Consider the following 18,473-nt stretch of genomic DNA (forward strand, 5'->3'; position numbering starts at 1 on the left):
TTAAATTGTAACCTTAACCTGATAAGATTCCTGCCTGTGCAGGAAGTATGTATGGCAAAACATAACGAACTCGGAAAAAAAGGGGAACAACTAGCAGTCGATTTTCTACTAAAGAACGGTTACGGCATTATAGCACGCAATTATCGTTATGATAAAGCTGAAGTCGATATTATGGCGCAACAAAAAGAGACACTGGCCATTATTGAAGTAAAGACCCGTTCGACAACCGATTTTGGAAATCCGCAAGATTTTTTAAAACCAAAACAAATTCAGCGTTTAGTAAAAGCCGTTGACCACTACGTAAATGAAAATAGTTTAGATGTTGAAGTCCGTTTTGATATTATAGCCATCGTAAAAGAAAAAGAAGGTTTTTACATTGAGCATTTAGAAAATGCTTTTTATCATTTCTAATGCCCTCGAAGGAGGGAATCTTAGGAAATAAAACTTAAAACATGATAAGGTTCTTTATAGCTTCGCTTCTACCTTCGAAACAAAACATATTTTATTTCTCGGCAATATTCAAGATGGCATTATCAATTCAACAAACAACCATATCGTAATACTCCTCATTATGACATAAGCTATTCTTTTTCAAAAAACAGCTTTAAAGCTTCAAAATTTTCGGGTTTTGAAACGATATGTTTCTCTTTGTCTAATACAAAATAGGTTGGTGTTGCAGTGACTCCATAATCATTGCCAATCTCATTATCCCATTTCCCTGCCCCATAAACATGTATGAATTCTGGATAACTGGATATTAAGCCTTTCCACTCAGTAGCATCTTTTTCCAAGGCAACAGCAACAACTTTTACTTGACCTTTTTCTTTAGATTGCATGTAGGTGTATAGTTGCGGCACTTCATCTAAACAATGCGAACACGTACTACTCCAAAATAAAACAACATAATGCTCGGCGCCGTCCAACTTACTTAACTTTTTAGTGATCGTCTTTTTATCTTTTACTATTTCAAGAGAAAAATCGGGAGCTACGCTACCTATAGAAAGATTTTTAAATAAAATTAACCCATGTAAAAGTTCTTGGTCATTTAACGATACTGCAATATCCATTAAATAGGTTTCAGCAATATAATTAGCGACACTCTCATGGTTTAAGTCTACCATCTGCTGCCATAAATCGACCAACAAAATTCTTTTAACTTTTATTGGAGCATGCTTCATAGCCTCGCAAAACACATCAATATTATTCTTATAACCAGTTATTTCGTCTTCCGATTTAAACGACATTCCAAACACGTAATTTAACATACGCTCTTCTAAAAAGCTAGAGCTTTGAAGTGTTTTATTACTAAAATCCACAAAATCAAAATAGTGGGCCTTTAAACTATCAACGTAAGTGTTAACATCTATAAATTTTTTAGGGATGTACGGTTTGTTGGCCTTAATAAAAGAAAGTGCAATCGTATTTTTTCCAGCAGCCTCAAAACTAGACTGGGTTTCTGCTTGGGCTTTAAAAATAGCCTTTAACGCCAATATATCTTCGTTTTTTTGTTTGAAATAATTCCCAAGGCTTTGAGTAACCATAGACATACTATTGGTGTAGGCTGCTAATAATTTATTCTCTATTGAGTTTTGAAAAGTGACCCCTGTTTCAGAATTAAAAGTTAGGTCTATATCTTCTTTCCCATTGTAGATAACATCAAAATTATAATCTTCTTGTGGTACTGCATACACCACTCGGTACATTCCTTTAGTCGCAGAAGAGTCTAATTTAAATTGAAAGCTCCCATCCTCTTTTACTTCGGCATTCGCAATATACTTAGACAGTGTTGGAGTCACTTTATACAACAAAGCAACATTGTAATCTTCTGCTGGTGAAAACTTACCATTAATGGCATGTTGGGCAATAAGAATACTAGGTAATAAAACTATTAAAAAGAATAAGCGGTTCAACATTATACTTATTTAGATTTCCACTTGTTACTGAAATACTGAGATACTGAAACAAATTCAGCACAGGCAAACTCAGCACAGGTGCGAGAATAGTATTTTTAAATAAACCTTGAAACTTTACATCAAGGCTCTTTTTAATTAAACAATAATTAAGCCACAATAATAGGCTTCAATGCTTTTAATGCTTGTTTTACGGATTTTATATTATCGAATGTAAGCATTAAACGCAATCCGTTCCGAGTTTGTTTTTCTTTCATTTTACAATTATTTGAATGTGTTTGTACAAACTGCAATACTTTTGTAAAGTTACTACTTTGGTAGAAATTACTTTGTTGATCGTTAATAAAATAACCAATAAATTTTCCTTTTTTCATGATCACTTTTTCAAAACCTATCTTGGTAGCCAACCACTTAACTTGGACACTACTTAACAAGTCGGTCACTTGTTCTGGCAATGCTCCAAAACGATCCAATAATTCGGCCTCGAAAGCACTTAATTCTTCTTCGGTTTTTAAGTTATTAAGCTGTGTGTATAGACTTAATCGCTCTGCAATATTATTAACATAATTATCTGGAAAAAGCAATTCGAAATCGGTATCGATAGTCACTTCTTTTACATAAACTTTATCTTCGCCAGGGTCACTGTACAAATCTTTAAATTCATTCTCTTTAAGTTCTTCAATGGCCTCATTTAATATTTTTTGGTAGGTATCGAAGCCTATTTCATTTATAAAACCACTTTGTTCCCCTCCTAACAAATCACCAGCACCACGAATTTCTAGATCTTTCATAGCTATATTAAAACCACTTCCTAGCTCTGTAAACTGCTCTAAGGCCGTGATACGCTTTCGTGCATCATCTGTCATGGCAGAATATTCCGGTGTAATAAAATAACAGAACGCTTTTTTATTACTTCTCCCTACGCGGCCTCGCATTTGGTGTAAATCACTCAATCCAAAGTTATTGGCATTATTGATAAAAATGGTATTCGCATTTGGCACATCAAGGCCACTTTCAACAATAGTAGTGCTTACCAAAACATCAAACGCACCATCCATAAATGCCAACATAAGCTGTTCTAGTTTTTTTCCATCCATCTGCCCATGTCCAATACCAATTTTAGCATCTGGTACTAAACGTTGAATCATCCCCGCGACTTCCTTAATATTTTCAATACGGTTATGAATGAAAAATATCTGTCCGCCGCGTTCAATTTCATAGCTCACCGCATCCCTAATCGTGTCTTCACTAAAACGAATCACATGGCTTTCAATAGGGTAACGATTTGGTGGTGGTGTTGTAATAACCGATAAATCACGCGCTGCCATTAAACTAAACTGAAGCGTTCTGGGTATTGGCGTTGCCGTGAGCGTCAATACATCAACATTCTCTTTTAATGTTTTTAATTTTTCCTTTACTGCGACGCCAAATTTTTGCTCTTCATCCACAATCAATAACCCTAAATCGTTAAATTTTACATTTTTATTAACAAGTTGATGCGTGCCTATAATAATATCTACATGTCCTTTTTCTAAGCCTTCAAGGGTTTCACGTTTTTCTTTAGCTGTTCTAAAACGATTTATATAATCGACAGTAACAGGGAAATCTTTTAATCGTTCCCTAAATGTTCTGTAATGTTGGTATGCCAAAATAGTAGTCGGCACTAAAACGGCTACTTGTTTACCATTATCTACGGCTTTAAATGCTGCTCGAATGGCGACTTCGGTCTTTCCAAAACCAACATCACCACAGATCAATCTATCCATGGGGCGTTCGCTTTCCATATCTGCCTTAATATCTGCAGTTGCCGTGCTTTGGTCTGGCGTATCTTCATAAATAAAAGAGGCTTCCAACTCGTGCTGCATATAACTATCTGGATTGTATTGATAGCCCTTTTCTGTTTTACGTTTTGCGTAAAGCTTTATTAGGTTAAATGCCACGTGCTTTACACGGGCCTTGGTTTTTTGTTTTAAGGTTTTCCAAGCCGTACTGCCAAGTTTATATATTTTAGGTGGCTTTCCATCTTTACCATTAAACTTGGTAATTTTATGCAGCGAGTGAATACTTAAATATAATACATCACGTTCTCCATAAACCAACTTGATAGCCTCTTGCTTTTTACCCTCTACATCTATTTTCTGCAAGCCGCCAAAACGGCCAATACCATGATCGATATGTGTAACATAATCGCCAATATCTAAATTAGTGAGTTCTTTTAAGGTAATGGCCTGCTTCTTCGCATAACCGTTTTTAAGATGAAATTTATGATAACGTTCAAAAATCTGATGGTCTGTATAGCATACTATTTTATTATCATGATCAATAAATCCCTGGTGTAAAGAAAGTACAATAGTTTTATAAGAGACCTCTTCTTCAACATCATCAAAAATATCCTTAAAACGTTTTGCCTGTTGCTCACTTACACAGGCAATATAGTTAGTAAAGCCTTTGTTATAATTGGTGTTTAGATCTTCTATTAAAAGATGGAACTGTTTATTAAATGATGGTTGTGGTGTGGTGTTATACTGAATGGTTTGAGAGGCTTCACTATGTTCAGAATGGCAAAAGATATTCTGTGTACCAAACTCAATAATTGAAAAATCCAATAATTGCTTTTTCAATAATACCGAATTACAAAACAATTCGCTTGGTTCGGCATGTTTAACGGCTGTTGAAAGCGTTTTAAATGCGTCTTCTGCTTTATGGTAAAAATCATCAATTCTTGAAAACAATAAGTCGGCATTCTTTAAACAAACCACTGTTTTTTGGGCTATGTACTTAAGAAAACTTTGCCTTTTTTCTTCTAAAAATTTATTGGCAACATTAGGGATGATACTAATTTTCTTAATCTGTTCTACCGAGAGTTGTGTTTCTACATCGAAGGTTCTTATGCTATCTACTTCATCTCCAAAAAACTCTATCCTATAGGGTTCGTCATGCGAAAATGAAAACACATCTACAATACCACCACGTACTGAAAACTCGCCTGGTTCGGTCACAAAATCAACCCGTTTAAATTGGTACTCGAACAATACTTCGTTCACAAAATCTATAGACAACTTTTCGCCAATGGATACTTTTAAGGTATTACGTTCCAGTTCTTTTCTAGTCACTACTTTTTCGAAAAGGGCATCGGGATAGGTAACTATTATAGCTGGTTTTTTTCGTGAATTAATACGATTTAAGACCTCGGCACGTAGTAATACATTGGCATTATCCGTTTCTTCTATTTGATAAGGTCTGCGGTAGCTTCCCGGGTAGAACAATACATCCTTATCACTACACAGCTGCTCTAAGTCATTTAAATAAAATGCCGCTTCTTCTTTGTCGTTAAAAACAATTAAAAAGGGCTTGTCGGCTTGTTTAAAAATGCTAGAAATTACAAATGAAAAGGAGGATCCTACGAGTCCTGTTAAATGTACCTTTGGTTTATCTTCAATCTTTCGGTTTTTCTCTAAATAAGTTGGGTCATAAGGTTGGGGTTGGGCAATAGTGGTTTGCAGATTTTGCATTTGCAAAGTCTGTGCGTAGGTTTGTTCAAGCATGATTTTACTCACCTAATTTTTATGGTTTAATAGTACAAATATAGGATTTACTGTTTTTTTTATAAGTTAAATCTAAATGAAATTTAAAAGATTTTATAAATCATGATTTCGCATGGGACTTGCCTATTAAAAACTATAATGTACACATACCTATTATACACATGTCATGTATATAAAGTTAAGTGCAAATATTGCAGATCCCTACGAAATAACAAGACCCAAAAATCGACAGGTAATCGCGTTGCACGCTCCTCTTTATAAGGTTTAAAAAGATATTGAGGCCATGTAAAAAAACCCTGTGTTTTAATTTAAAAAAGAACCTGTGTTTTATTTATAGTTTCTCTGTCCATTTTTATTTGTTAATATTGAGTAAAGTAGCATCTACTTTATGCTATTTTCATTTCATTTTATATAAAAAATATGTAGGTTTGCACGACTTTAAAACAAAAAGAACAAGATATGTCGTTTTCAGATTTATTTGATAGTGGATTTAAAAAGCGTAATGAGGCCCATTTCGCTGCTATTGTAAGAGTTGCCATGGATGATGGTATTATTACCCCAGAGGAACAAGCTTTTTTGGATAGATTAGCACAGAGGCTAGAGATTGGCGAAGGAGATTATAAAACTATTTTAAAGAATTATAAATCGCACCCTATAAACCCGCCCGTATCTTACGATATCCGTTTAGAACGTTTATATGATTTAGTACGTATGGTACATGTAGATACGATTAAAGGGGATTCTGAAAATTTACTGTTGAAAAAAATTGGTGTAGGTCTTGGTTTTCATGCTGTTAATGTAAAATATATTATAGACAAGGCTTTAACCCTAGTAAATAATGGTACAGACTTAGATACTTTTATTCATGAAATGAAACATATGAATAGATAATAATTCTATTCTACTCAATGAACTCATCTTGACTTTTTGTGTTTAACCGAAAATGAGATAAAATTTGTTCAGATGAGGCACTTTTTGAAAGGCATAGTATCGCTACGGTTAAGAAAAGTAACGAAATATGGACGGATTTTAGCCATTTTTTAGGAAATAGTAAAAGTCAAGATGAGTTCAATAATAAAAAAATGCGTTAGTTTAAAACTAACGCATTTTTTATGAAATTTCGCAGAGGCAAAGTTTTTCTTTTAGGGCCCCTTATTGTACTCATTATCAAAAATACTTAGACAAGCTAAATCTTAAAAAACTATCTTCTTTAAAATTAGATAGTATAAATTCGTTTGCATCAATAGTACTAAAAACCCTTGCCTCTACCTCAGCGGTCCAACTACTTCCAAAACGTCTGGACGCTTCGATACTAAAAATTTTACTGCTCGATTCTAAATCTAAAATACCGCCGATTAAAATAGCCGTGTCCTGCGTATCATTAAAAGCAATTCTACTTCCAAAAAACACATCGTTCTGTAAGGCATTTAAGGCCCATTCGTCGCGTTCGTCATAAAGATATTCTCCTAGTAATCCAATATCCAGCCCATTGCCATCAATATTACTGAAGGTAAACTCTAAACCTGCCACCAAGGCAAAGAAATCCTGTGCTTTAGACGACCTGTAAATAGACTCCAATTTCCATAAAAAAGCATTGTGGGTAATCTGTAAATCTAACCCGGTTTGATTAATTACTGGATAAAATGCGTTAACATGACCTAATGGGTCAAAAGTGAATAAAGGTTCTCTTCCGTTTCCATAAAAATGGGTCAATCCCACATCAAAAGCTCCAAAATAGTGTTTCCATCTAAGGGCCACATCCTGACGCCATTCCTTGGCACTGCTTTCGTATTGCAGATCATCTTTGTCTATAACTACTGGAAACCTTAATCGTCCCTTTATTCCAGAAAAGGTTCGCTTTCTATGATATGGCAAGTAAAAGAAATTGAAACTACCTAGATTCTTGGTTGTATAAGTAAACTGAACCATTGGCTGTCCTAATTTATCTTCGCCATCAAAAGATTCGACAGCATCCGTTTGATTTATAATATCTACCAAATGGTTACTCTCAGCAACACCCCAATATATTTTTTTAAGACCTATACTTAATTCCCATGATTTTTTTGCTTTTTGATAATATAGTTCCCTAATGTCCCAATGTGTTCGCTCATCATCAACATCCAATCTAAAAAATCCAGTCATATTAAACTGCTCATAACCTTTATTCCAATCTAATGAATATTCTGGTGTAAAAGCTACAGAAGGAAAATGTTGTTTTTGACCATTAAATGCTGCATCATCATAAAAGTATCTGTATTCTGCCTCAATTTCTAATTCGAAATCCTGATTTATTTTATTTTCTTCATTTTGAGCATGTAATATATCAATGCCCGTAAAAAAAATGAAAATAATGGTATTGAGTATTATTTTTTGATTCATTCTGTTTCATTAAAAAAGCAACACCAAAAGACAATCGCTAATCCTGTTTTAACCAACTAACTAACAAAGAACATTGGGAAAAGTTAGTCTATATGGTGTTGCTTTACTTGAGTTAGTCTAACCTCCTATTCTTTTTAGTGCGACCTGGGTGAAATCTTCGTCAGAAAGATTTACATTAAAATCATAGTCGCTAAACTCGAGGATCGTTTCTTTATTACTTTGGTGATTTTTCATAACAAACGTACCAGCTCTCCAAAATTTGTTCTTATAAATTTTATAATTACTGTAAACCAATGTTTTTAATAGTGCATTTTTTCTGTCGTAAAACTCCACTTTTTCAAAACGATATCCTTTGTCTTTATTATAGGTTACTAAGCGTCTTGTGTATCCAGACTTTGGATCTACTGGGTCTTGCTCAACAACGACAAGGCTTCCTTTTTCTTCAATAAACTTGTATTTATATTTTTCAACTTCTTGCGACGATAAATCTTCATATGCGAATTCGCTCCCTACAAAAGGCCCTGATTTATTGTTAGATGAAATTCTTTTCACTCGTTTAATAGATGGTAAAAACAACCATTGGTCGTCCGAACCAACCTTATGTGTAAATGTGAGTGTGGATGTTCCCTTAACATCTTTAGGACTATTAAAAACGATAAGGGATTTATCACCATCTTCATGAAGTTCTAATGTTTTTGTTGTGAGCGAACGTTCACTGGTTTGTCCGTTTTTATTTTTAAGTGTCATTTTTAAGTTCACTGTAGAGCTATTAAATCCCAAATCTGCTTGTTCTGCAGCTTTAGCAATTTCTAACCCGAGTTCTTCTGGCGTTTGTGCCTGGATACCTAAAGTGATTAATGCTGTTATTACAAAAATTGTTTTTTTCATTTTTTTATGTTTTTAATTGATTTATTTATCGAAGGCTATTTGTGCTTCTTTTACTTTTTCTACTGCGACTGCTTCTTTTTTGCTTGTAAGAATCAATAATGATGGTAATAAGATAAAATCTATTATTAAGGCTGCTAAAATGATGATAACCGTTATTCTGGCCATATAGCTATTCAAGGCAAATGATGATGTAGAGAGCACTGAGAAACCAGCCAGCAAAACAATGGTTGTCGTTACAAGTGCTTTACCAACGGTTTCAAAAGCATATACCACAGCTTGTTTAGCATCGTAACCTAACTCGCGTCTGGCTCTTAAAAACTTGCTCATAAAATGCACGGTGTCGTCCACTATAATCCCTAGTGTCATCCCAAATACAATGACCATTCCCGTATTTATTTGTGCTTTATATAATGCCCAAATACCGAAACCAACCAAAACAGGCGTAACATTCGGGATGATACTTAGCAAGCCCAATTTAAAATTCCTTAAAGCTAACATGAGCACTATAGAGATTAATATAAGGGCAACGATATTACCTTTAAACATACTATCTGCTTGTCTAAATCCTAATTTAGAAAACATTAATGTTGGACTTACGCCAATGGCATGCATAGCCTCTGGTGTATTATTTCTTAACCAGGTTTCTCCCTTGTTTGAAAAAGCGATCATATCGGCACTTGTAATATTATCGACTGTTACCGTTACACGAGTTTCAGATTTATCTACGTTAATTTGATTGTTTAGATCCAACCCGAAAGGCAAAGACAATTCATAGAGCAGTAAATATTGCGCTGCCTCATCTCTATTATCCGGTACACGATAAAAACTTTCGTTGTCTCCGTGCATCGATCTATTGACGCGTCGGGCTACTTCACTAAAGGCATTGACATGTATCACTTCTGGTTGTTCATTTAGCCAGTCTTCAAAGGCATTTAAATTTTTAAGGTATTCTGGATTGTTGATGCCGCCACTTTCACCACTTCCTATGGAGTATTCTATATTATAAATACCTGTTAGGTTATCCCTTATATAATCGGTATCTGTTCTAAATGGCACCGTTTCATCAAAATAATTTACAAACTCATCGTTAAATGTATTTTTAGTAGCTAGATACGTAAGCCCGCCTATAACTAAAAAAGAGATGATTGTTAATCTTACAGGTTGTTCCACGACGTAATTACCTAAGCCGACATACCAATTTTTACCTGCTTTGGTGGCTTCTTTTCTGGCCTTGGACTTCACTGGTAAAACAGCCATTAATGCAGGTAACGTTGTGGTAGAGTAGAGGAAAGCCATGGCCATACCAAAAGCTGTAATATTTCCTAAATCCCAAAATGGCGGGACATCTCCAAAGTTCATGGTTAAAAACCCGATCACTGTTGTTAAGCTTGTAATAAATACGGGCATGAAATTTAACCGTATAGCCTCTTTTAAGGCATCTATTTTATTAAGCCCATCTTTACGCATTTTTTGAAGCATGGTGACAAGTATATGAATACTATCTGCAACAGCTAACGTAAGAATCATGGTTGGAAATACGGAGGATGGCGGTGTTAATTTAATGCCCATTAACCCAACAAAACCAATGGCACTCATTATAGAAAATATCACTATAATTAAAGTTGCCAAAGTACTCCAAATGTTTCTGGTCAATATAAATGTTGTTATAATAACTATAATCAACATAATCATAGTTAGTCCCATATCGTTCATTGAAGATTCAAAGAAAGCGGTATTCATCGGTATTAAACCAGAAGTATGTACTTCAAAATTTGGGTGCTTTTCCTTAAAGTCGGAAATCATATTTCTAACAAAAGGGGTCACTTCTCCAGGAATTTCGTTTAAATTCTCTCCAGGAAGCCTAACAGTTATGTTTATAGCCGTCACGCTGCCTTCCTTATTAAGAATTCTGTTGACCAACAATGGTTCTTTTAAAGCTTTTTCCTTGATCTCTAAAATCTCAGCATCGGTTTTTAAAGATGTTTCATAAGATAGGTCATCCACATACAAATCATCGCCAACGGCACTTGTATGTTGGAAATTAGTTACTGCATCGACCCTAGACGAATATGGTGTATTCCATGATTCTGCCGTTAATTCTTCTATAGCAGTAAGATTCTCTTTGGTGAATATATTACCATTTAATGGGGAAAGCACAATAATAACATTATCGTCTTTGGTATACTTTTCTTGTAAAGCATCAAAGGCTTCCAACTCTGGATTCGACTTACTGAAGAAAACATGATAGTCGCCATCAAACTCCATACCCCCTTGAGAACCTAATCCTATGGCTAATATTAACGTAACCAATAGTACGGGCCATTTAAATTTAATTACGAAGTTGGCCCAACTTCTGGTAAAAACATTGGCAGCATTTCCTGCCTTTTTAATTGCATTCATATAGTAATTTAATAAAAGTTGACCGGTCAATTATATATTGAACTGGTCTGTGGTTAATAATTGATCTTTAATATTAAGACGATTTATATATCTATATAGGGGACAAAAAGTTAACAGTCTCAATAGTTGACCAGTCAACTATTAATACATCAAAAAAAATTACGATGAAAGTATGTCTTTAACCATAACCATAAAATTATCAATAGGAACCGAGCTTTTCATTTCTTTCATACTAATCATAGACCCCTTTCCTGCATCCTCAATAAAAGCAGCAATAACTTCTGCTTTTATAGTTTTCTTAATTTCTCCTAATTCTTGAGCTTCTTTAATGACACTCGTTATTAATGATAAAACTGATTGTTCTTTTACCAAAATAGCATGTCTTATCTTTTCATTGTGTTCTGCCATTTCACTTCCAAGATTAGAAGCCAAACAACCCAGTTTACATGCCATCTCATTTTTTAAAATATCTGCTCTATATTCATAAAAACCCAAAAGACGTTCTTTGGGCACTATAGATTTATCTTCTAATATAGCTATAGAAGGTGCAAAATGTGCTTCAAAATACTTATCTATGGCCTTTACCGCAAAATCTTCTTTAGATTCGAAATAAAAATAAAAAGAACCTTTTGGTACATCGGCTGCCTTAACAATGTCATTTACACTCGTGCCATTATACCCTTTACTCCATAAAATCTCCATTCCCTTTTCTAAAAGGAAATCTGCTTTGGCGTCATGTTTTACGGTTTTAAGCATAAATTAAAAGTTCAGTGCAAAAATATGACCACTCGTCTAGTAAATCCAAATTTTAAATGTTAAATTTTTATAAACGTAAAAAAGGTTACTCAAATGAGCAACCTTTTTTACCATCAATCAATCAAAAAAACGACTTACTTAACCGTAAGTGTGTATTGGGGTGTTGGGTTTAACGGACAAAAATAAACATACGCTCCTTTTGTTAACTTGGTAACATTTGTTTTTTCGACCTTACCTTCTTTAACCACTGTGGTTACGTATGCTGTTTTAATATGGTTTTCTGGCTTGCTTGCATCTTTCCCTTTAGGTACCAGTACCAAGCCTACTTCTTTGGCAGCATGGTTGTTTGCTACTTCAAAAACATAAGACCCTTCACTTAATGTTAATGCTTTTTGGGTAAACTCCCCTTTAGTTTGCTCCAGGGATACTGTTTTTACATGGTTCATGGCATCTTGAGCATTCGTGTTCAATGTAAATGCTAATGTGATTACTAAAATTGAAATGATTTTTTTCATGATATTTAAAAAATTTATTATTGTGATTATCTATTAATTATTACCTGTTATACAGCTACAGTTTCTAATGGTTGCGCCACTGGAAAATCTACCGGTACTTGCGTTGTTTTGTGTATATAATTAGTAATTGTTTTGTCTCCTACTAAAGAAATAGTATCAATTAAGTTCCCTTTGGTATATCCTGCCTTAAAGAAATTTTCTAAAACAGCTTCTTCTGTATTTCCTCTGTTTTCTGTTATATTTTTAGCTAATTGCGCCAAAGCATCTAATTTAGGGTCGAATGAAGCTTGACCAGCTCTTAATTCCAAGATTTGTTCGTCTGTAAATCCATTCATTTTTCCAATAGCAGTATGTGCGGATAAACAATAAACACATGCATTGACTTCACTTACAGCTAAACTAACAACCTCTTTTTCTTTTATTGATAGTGATGTTTTTGCATTCGAAAAGTTTAAGTAATTTTCTAATGCTGTATCGCTATGCGCATAAGTGGCATATAAATTTGGCACAAACCCTAACGACTTATTTAAATGATCGAAAATGGTTTGATTGTTTTCGCTAACGTCTTCTCTTGTTGGTACATTAAATGTGCTCATAATTTTAAATTTTTTAATATTTATTATTCTTAAATTTTGTTGTTTGTAATTCTGGTACAAAGGTGCGACCATATAAAAGGTTATACCATGTAGGTTCTTCCTTAATGATTGTCAATTTTTCCCTTTTATATTTCTAGGGTAAAATATTATCATCAATATGGGGTCTCTCTGCATCACAATAGAAATCGTGAATATGTTTTTGTTCGCAATGCGTTTTAGGACTAATGGTGTGAAGTGTCCTGTTTCTATTATACCTAAATATTTCAATTAAGTTGAAAATGGATATATGCTTTAATCTCATAACTTTTACTGTTTAAATTATACAGTACAAAGATGCGTTACAAGAAGGTATTGTAAAATGAATGTATTTCCCTAAAGCTTGTCAATTTTGCCTCATACCAAATAAACTTTAAAATAACACTAATAATTCATTTCTATCGCGCACATATTTCATAATAAAACCATATGCTCAGCTTGACTGGGTATAGAACCGTAGCTTAGGCCAATGTCATTAAGTTAAGGAAATTTGTTCTTTATTTGTCACATTGAGCGCAGTCGAAATGCTAATAAAAACTAGAACTCCAATAGGTCTTCGACTGCGCTCAGACTGACATTACGGCCTTAACTTAATGACATTGAGCTTAGGCTTGCTTAAATTTTATTATTCATCTATGCACGCTATATTCTAAATTATTTTAAAATCTATTTGGTTTAAGAAGTGGATTTAAGCTGCTTTTTAAAATCTGAAGGAGATATGGAAGTGTGTTTTTTAAACAATCTGCTTAAATGTGAAGCGTCTTCAAAGCCAATTTCAAAAGCAATTTCTTTGGCTGTCTTATCGGTATAAATTAGGAGGCGTTTTGATTCAAGGACTAAACGTTCGTGAATTATTTTTAACGGACTGGTATTTAATTTGGCAAATGTATTGGATAAGGTTTTTGGCGATTTAAAGAGCTTATCCGCATAAAAACGGACACTGTGCTCTTGTCTAAAATGCGATTCTACCAGCATATTAAAACTCCTTAATAAGTCTATTTTGGAATCTGCAATAGCGAAGGTCTCATCTTCTGTACGGCCTTTAGCCTTAAGTATGCGTGTGCTCTTTATAATAAACCTGGCCATAAGCATCCGCAACATTTCTGCCTGAATGTTATCCTTAGTCTCTAATTCATCTACAAATACCTCGTGGAGTGTATTAAATTTATCCTGCTCTTTTTCATCTAAATGAATAAGGGACAGGTGTTCATTTCCAAAAAAAAGCAACCCTGCACAGCCTACTTCCTGATCGTGGTCCTTAATGCAATAAAACTCCCTGTTAAATTGATATACAACTAAATCTTCGCCCTGAATGAATTGCAAATATTGAATGTTGGTCAATGCCAAAACACTATGGGGCGCCATGGTAAAGGGCATACTGTCTACAATAATTTCTGCTTTCGAAACTTTGGTTCTTATAAATGTAAACAATGCTACTTGTTTAGAGTGTTTGTAGGATTCTAAAAGCGACTCGTTACCAACTTTTAAGATAGCATTGGTAGAAAATTCAGAAAATAAATGTGTCATGCTTACTAGGTCTCATAGAAAACAATAACATTACAAACTGAGCTGTAAATAATTATTTATGCAATTTTAACTGAATACGCTTTCGCGTAATATCGACCTCTAACACTTTGACTATAATTTGTTGATGTAAACTTACGTGCTCATTAACGTCTTTTACAAAGGCGTCCGACAGGTTTGATACATGAATCAATCCACTTTCTTTAATCCCAATATCTACAAAACAGCCAAAATTGGTAATATTGTTAACAATACCGGGAAGCAATTGACCTGTTTTTAAATCTGATATCGTTTTTATATGCTGATTAAAGGTGAATACTTTGGCCTGCTCTCTAATATCCAGCCCTGGTTTTTCAAGCTCTTTAATAATATCTTCAAGTGTTAATAATCCAACAGATTCTGTACAGTACTTTTTTAAATCTATTTTTTTAAGAAGTTCGGCATTACCTATTAAATCTTGAATGCTTTTTCCTAAATCTTTAGCCATTTTTGTAATCACGGTATAACTTTCCGGATGCACGGCAGAATCGTCTAACGGGTTTTTTGCGCCTTTAATTCTTAAAAAAGCAGCACCTTGCTCAAAAGCCTTGCCCCCTAAACGCGGTACTTTTTTAATATCGTTTCTTGATGTAAACACCCCATTTTCATTACGGAAATTAAAAATGTTTTCTGCTAGTTTTGGACCGATCCCAGACACATAGCTCAATAAACTTTTACTTGCCGTATTTATATTTACGCCAACGGAGTTCACACAGTGCTCTACGACACCATCCAACGATTTTTGAAGTTTTGTTTGGTCGACATCATGTTGATATTGTCCTACTCCAATGGATTTTGCATCAATTTTAACCAATTCCGCTAAGGGATCCTGTAAACGACGGCCAATAGACACCGAACCCCTTACTGTAACATCATAATCGGGGAATTCTTCACGTGCAATTTTGGATGCCGAATAAATACTCGCGCCTGCTTCGCTTACTACAAAAACCTGAATGTCATTTTTAAAATGGATCTTTCTAATCAATGCTTCCGTTTCTCGTGATGCTGTTCCATTACCAATGGCGATAGCTTCAATTTTATAAGCATCTGCCAATGAGCTTATTTTTTTCATAGCGCCCGTTGCATCGTTTTTTGGTGGATGCGGATAAATGGTTTCATTATATTTTAATTGTCCCTGTGCATCTAAGCATACCACTTTACAACCCGTTCTAAATCCAGGATCGATAGCCAAAACCCGTTTTTCACCCAATGGTGACCCTAGTAATAACTGCTTTAAATTTTTTGTAAATACATGAATAGCAGATTCGTCTGCTTTGTCTTTAGCTATTTGTAAGGCTTCGTTACTTAACGATGGTAGTAATAAACGCTTGTAAGCATCTTTAATAGCTAGCTCTATTTGATCTGCACACTCATTATTGCTACGAATTATTCTACTTTCTATTTTATCTAAAGCCCTATCGTTATCAATTTCTATTTTAACCCGAATAAAGCCTTCTTTTTCCGCTCTTAATATAGCCAATAATCTATGTGACGGGATTCTGCTTAAACTCTCGGACCAATCAAAATAATCCCTGAATTTTTGAGCTGTTTCATCATCTGCTTTTGCTTTTACCACTTTCGTGGAAATCATTGCAAAGCGCTCTAATTGATAACGGATATTATTTCTAACATCGGCACGTTCGTTTACCCATTCGGCAATAATATGCCTGGCGCCCTCTAAAGCTTCTTCAACAGAGTTAACGTCGCCTTTTATATATTTGAATGCAATCGATTCCACATCATTTGCTTGCTGGCTCATGATGATTTTTGCCAAAGGCTCCAATCCGTTTTTGCGCGCCGTTTCCGCTTTGGTCTTTCTGCTTTTTTTGTAGGGCAAGTATATATCCTCAAGCGTTGTTAAATCTTGGGCGGATGCTATTTTTTGTTTTAATTCGGGCGTTAAAACAGCTTGTTCTTCCAAAGCTTTTAAAATGGCTTCTTTTCTCTTTTCTAAGCTTTCAAATTGTTCTTTATATTTTACGATGTCTCCTATTTGTACCTCATCCAAATTACCTGTTCGTTCCTTTCGGTAGCGTGAAATAAACGGAATAGTACAATCTTCGTTGAGCAATTCTATCGTGTTTTTTACAGATTGCTCTGGGAGTTGTGTCTGTGAAGTTATAAACTTTAAAATATCTATCATTTATCTGTTCTAATTAATTGAGAGGCAAAAAAAATCCCGTTTTCAAAAATAACATTGAAAACGAGATTTATGCAAGTTTAATGGCTCTTTTATTCCAGTTCTGATTTAAATTTCCTTATAAGCAAATTTATGTCGGAAACGGAAACCCTGCCTTTGCCAGCTCTTAGGCCCGACGCAAAGCGTCGAGGAATTCTTTTCGATTAATTATTCGCTTCTGCTTTGGCTTCTTCGATCATTTTTTCATTTGGCAAAATAGCGACATTAACACGTCGGTTTTTTGCTCTACCTGTTGCCGTGGAGTTATCGTTTATTGGCTGTGTTTCTCCAAACCAATTTGTAGTAAACCTGCCAGAACTAAGACCTTTATTTTTAAGGTAATTGGTAACAGCGTAAGCCCTGTTTTTGGATAAAGTCATGTTATAGTCCGCATCACCCGTATTATCAGTGTGACCTACAACCAAAATATTTGTATCTGGATATTCTCTAAAAACACCTGTTAATTTGTTTAATGTCTCTTGTGAGGCTGCATTAATATTATATTTATTTGTATCAAAATAAACACCACTACCTTCATCAAACGTCACTACAATGCCATCATCTACACGCTCTACTTGTGCTCCTGGAATTTCTTCTTCTATTTTCTGGGCCTGTTTGTCCATTTTATTTCCAATAAGCACACCTGCAGTTCCTCCAACAACTCCACCAATAACAGCTCCTAATTCGCCATTACCGCCTTTGCCTATATTATTGCCTATAATGGCACCTAAAATAGCACCACCTGTTGCTCCAATAACTGCGCCTTTTTGTTTGTTATTTGCATTTTGCACTGCTTTACAATTTGTTAGATTTGCAATCAATACAAGTGCTAAAAAGGTTAATCCGATTTTATTTAAAAGTGTCCTCATTATTTTATTGTTTATTAAAGTTCATTGTTATTGTAAAAGGGTTGCCGTTAACTGTAACAGTTTGTTCCCATTGCATCACTGTATCGGACAATGAAGTTAACCTCAACCTAAAACCTTGATTGGTATCAGATTTATGTTTCTCATTGGTTGGCTTAAGTAGAAAATCATAAAGCCCAGTTTGTGGATCAATTTCTTGAATCGTAAAAACGAAATTACGAATGCCACTTGAACAACCTACACCACTAATGTTGTATGTCCCCGTATTATTGTTAGGAACAAATTGCCAGGTACTCCCCTCAAAGCATTCTTTCGACTCTTCATTAAGCAAATTAACATGATACGTTCCTCTTTCACTGTAGGTTATGGAATTTAGCTCCCAATTGCCTTTGATGACTTTTTTTGAAGCCCTTACGGTTTTTGGTGTTCCGCAGGATATTAAACTAATTGCAATTAAAAAAAGAAGTGTGTGTTTCATAGGATTAAAATTTAATTAATGTCTAACAGTATTTACGGATTTCTATGGTATCCAGATGTTTTTATGTGATTTTTCTGAAAATGTTTTCAGTTATTATTTAGACACCGATTAATTGAACGAGTCACTTAAGAAGTGAATTCAATCTTATAAAAATATAAAATGAAAAGATAAACTGGAAGTTAAAAAATAAGCTAAGCCACTTTTTTGAGCAGATCGAAACAAGGGCATTTTTTACAACGCTTATTTTCGCCTTTTTTGAATTTCTTGCAACAACTGGTTTTCACCTTATTGGTGGTAATAATACCCTGTTGCTGTAATTTTTTTATTGCCTTTTTCTTCTTTTTTTTGCCCAAAACAGAATC

Annotated in this window: 14 protein-coding genes; 2 read left to right on the plus strand and 12 right to left on the minus strand. The window is 34.5% G+C overall.

Annotation, left to right across the window (positions count from 1 at the left end; all coding sequences use genetic code 11):
* Nucleotides 1–51: 51 nt before the first annotated feature.
* Entirely contained in the window at nucleotides 52–411 is a 360-nt protein-coding gene (locus PQO00_RS14250; protein ID WP_274185597.1) for a YraN family protein, read from the plus strand.
* 170 nt (nucleotides 412–581) lie between these two features.
* On the opposite strand, the gene PQO00_RS14255 is transcribed toward PQO00_RS14250, so the two are convergent.
* Together PQO00_RS14255 and mfd are read right to left on the minus strand one after the other, a co-directional pair.
* Nucleotides 582–1,913 carry a TlpA disulfide reductase family protein gene (locus PQO00_RS14255; RefSeq protein ID WP_274185516.1) on the minus strand — a complete coding sequence of 444 codons (1,332 nt, stop codon included), beginning with the start codon at nucleotides 1,911–1,913 and terminating at the stop codon, nucleotides 582–584.
* 146 nt (nucleotides 1,914–2,059) lie between these two features.
* On the minus strand, nucleotides 2,060–5,467 hold the full coding sequence (gene mfd / locus PQO00_RS14260) for a transcription-repair coupling factor (protein WP_274185517.1): 3,408 nt from the start codon (nucleotides 5,465–5,467) through the stop codon (nucleotides 2,060–2,062).
* Between the two features lie 447 nt (nucleotides 5,468–5,914).
* Here mfd and PQO00_RS14265 point away from each other — a divergent pair, with 447 nt between their 5' ends.
* A complete protein-coding gene (locus PQO00_RS14265; protein ID WP_274185518.1) occupies nucleotides 5,915–6,346 on the plus strand; it encodes a TerB family tellurite resistance protein in 432 nt (143 codons plus the stop codon).
* 276 nt (nucleotides 6,347–6,622) lie between these two features.
* Here PQO00_RS14265 and PQO00_RS14270 read toward each other — a convergent pair whose 3' ends face one another.
* The 10 genes from PQO00_RS14270 to PQO00_RS14315 all read right to left on the minus strand — a co-directional run bounded on the left by PQO00_RS14270 (nucleotide 6,623) and on the right by PQO00_RS14315 (nucleotide 18,111).
* Nucleotides 6,623–7,834, minus strand: a complete 1,212-nt coding sequence (locus PQO00_RS14270) for a hypothetical protein (RefSeq protein ID WP_274185519.1) — start codon at nucleotides 7,832–7,834, stop codon at nucleotides 6,623–6,625.
* A 117-nt stretch (nucleotides 7,835–7,951) separates the two neighbouring features.
* Entirely contained in the window at nucleotides 7,952–8,722 is a 771-nt protein-coding gene (locus PQO00_RS14275; RefSeq protein ID WP_274185520.1) for an outer membrane lipoprotein-sorting protein, read from the minus strand.
* Nucleotides 8,723–8,743: 21 nt separating this feature from the next.
* Nucleotides 8,744–11,122: an RND family transporter gene (locus PQO00_RS14280; RefSeq protein WP_274185521.1), complete on the minus strand. Its 2,379-nt coding sequence runs from the start codon at nucleotides 11,120–11,122 to the stop codon at nucleotides 8,744–8,746.
* Between the two features lie 159 nt (nucleotides 11,123–11,281).
* Complete coding sequence (locus tag PQO00_RS14285; protein WP_274185522.1) at nucleotides 11,282–11,878, minus strand: TetR/AcrR family transcriptional regulator; 597 nt, start codon at nucleotides 11,876–11,878, stop codon at nucleotides 11,282–11,284.
* Between the two features lie 134 nt (nucleotides 11,879–12,012).
* Nucleotides 12,013–12,393: a cupredoxin domain-containing protein gene (locus PQO00_RS14290; protein ID WP_274185523.1), complete on the minus strand. Its 381-nt coding sequence runs from the start codon at nucleotides 12,391–12,393 to the stop codon at nucleotides 12,013–12,015.
* Nucleotides 12,394–12,440: 47 nt separating this feature from the next.
* Nucleotides 12,441–12,989, minus strand: a complete 549-nt coding sequence (locus tag PQO00_RS14295) for a carboxymuconolactone decarboxylase family protein (RefSeq protein ID WP_274185524.1) — start codon at nucleotides 12,987–12,989, stop codon at nucleotides 12,441–12,443.
* Nucleotides 12,990–13,700: 711 nt separating this feature from the next.
* Nucleotides 13,701–14,552: an AraC family transcriptional regulator gene (locus tag PQO00_RS14300; protein WP_274185525.1), complete on the minus strand. Its 852-nt coding sequence runs from the start codon at nucleotides 14,550–14,552 to the stop codon at nucleotides 13,701–13,703.
* 52 nt (nucleotides 14,553–14,604) lie between these two features.
* Entirely contained in the window at nucleotides 14,605–16,731 is a 2,127-nt protein-coding gene (locus PQO00_RS14305) for a Tex family protein (RefSeq protein ID WP_274185526.1), read from the minus strand.
* Nucleotides 16,732–16,931: 200 nt separating this feature from the next.
* Nucleotides 16,932–17,636 (minus strand): OmpA family protein, encoded by a 705-nt coding sequence (locus PQO00_RS14310; RefSeq protein ID WP_274185527.1) that lies wholly within the window; start codon nucleotides 17,634–17,636, stop codon nucleotides 16,932–16,934.
* A gap of 4 nt (nucleotides 17,637–17,640) precedes the next feature.
* Nucleotides 17,641–18,111, minus strand: a complete 471-nt coding sequence (locus PQO00_RS14315; protein WP_274185528.1) for a lipocalin family protein — start codon at nucleotides 18,109–18,111, stop codon at nucleotides 17,641–17,643.
* Nucleotides 18,112–18,473 lie beyond the last annotated feature (362 nt).

Source organism: Flavivirga sp. 57AJ16 (genome assembly GCF_028736925.1).
Taxonomy (GTDB): Bacteria; Bacteroidota; Bacteroidia; order Flavobacteriales; family Flavobacteriaceae; genus Flavivirga.

Coding starts and splice junctions, on each gene's coding strand:
- PQO00_RS14250 (WP_274185597.1), top strand. CDS start 52: ATGGCAAAACATAACGAACTCGGAAAAAAAGGGGAACAACTAGCAGTC.
- PQO00_RS14255 (WP_274185516.1), bottom strand. CDS start 1,913: ATGTTGAACCGCTTATTCTTTTTAATAGTTTTATTACCTAGTATTCTT.
- PQO00_RS14265 (WP_274185518.1), top strand. CDS start 5,915: ATGTCGTTTTCAGATTTATTTGATAGTGGATTTAAAAAGCGTAATGAG.
- PQO00_RS14270 (WP_274185519.1), bottom strand. CDS start 7,834: ATGAATCAAAAAATAATACTCAATACCATTATTTTCATTTTTTTTACG.
- PQO00_RS14275 (WP_274185520.1), bottom strand. CDS start 8,722: ATGAAAAAAACAATTTTTGTAATAACAGCATTAATCACTTTAGGTATC.
- PQO00_RS14280 (WP_274185521.1), bottom strand. CDS start 11,122: ATGAATGCAATTAAAAAGGCAGGAAATGCTGCCAATGTTTTTACCAGA.
- PQO00_RS14285 (WP_274185522.1), bottom strand. CDS start 11,878: ATGCTTAAAACCGTAAAACATGACGCCAAAGCAGATTTCCTTTTAGAA.
- PQO00_RS14290 (WP_274185523.1), bottom strand. CDS start 12,393: ATGAAAAAAATCATTTCAATTTTAGTAATCACATTAGCATTTACATTG.
- PQO00_RS14295 (WP_274185524.1), bottom strand. CDS start 12,989: ATGAGCACATTTAATGTACCAACAAGAGAAGACGTTAGCGAAAACAAT.
- PQO00_RS14300 (WP_274185525.1), bottom strand. CDS start 14,552: ATGACACATTTATTTTCTGAATTTTCTACCAATGCTATCTTAAAAGTT.
- PQO00_RS14305 (WP_274185526.1), bottom strand. CDS start 16,731: ATGATAGATATTTTAAAGTTTATAACTTCACAGACACAACTCCCAGAG.
- PQO00_RS14310 (WP_274185527.1), bottom strand. CDS start 17,636: ATGAGGACACTTTTAAATAAAATCGGATTAACCTTTTTAGCACTTGTA.
- PQO00_RS14315 (WP_274185528.1), bottom strand. CDS start 18,111: ATGAAACACACACTTCTTTTTTTAATTGCAATTAGTTTAATATCCTGC.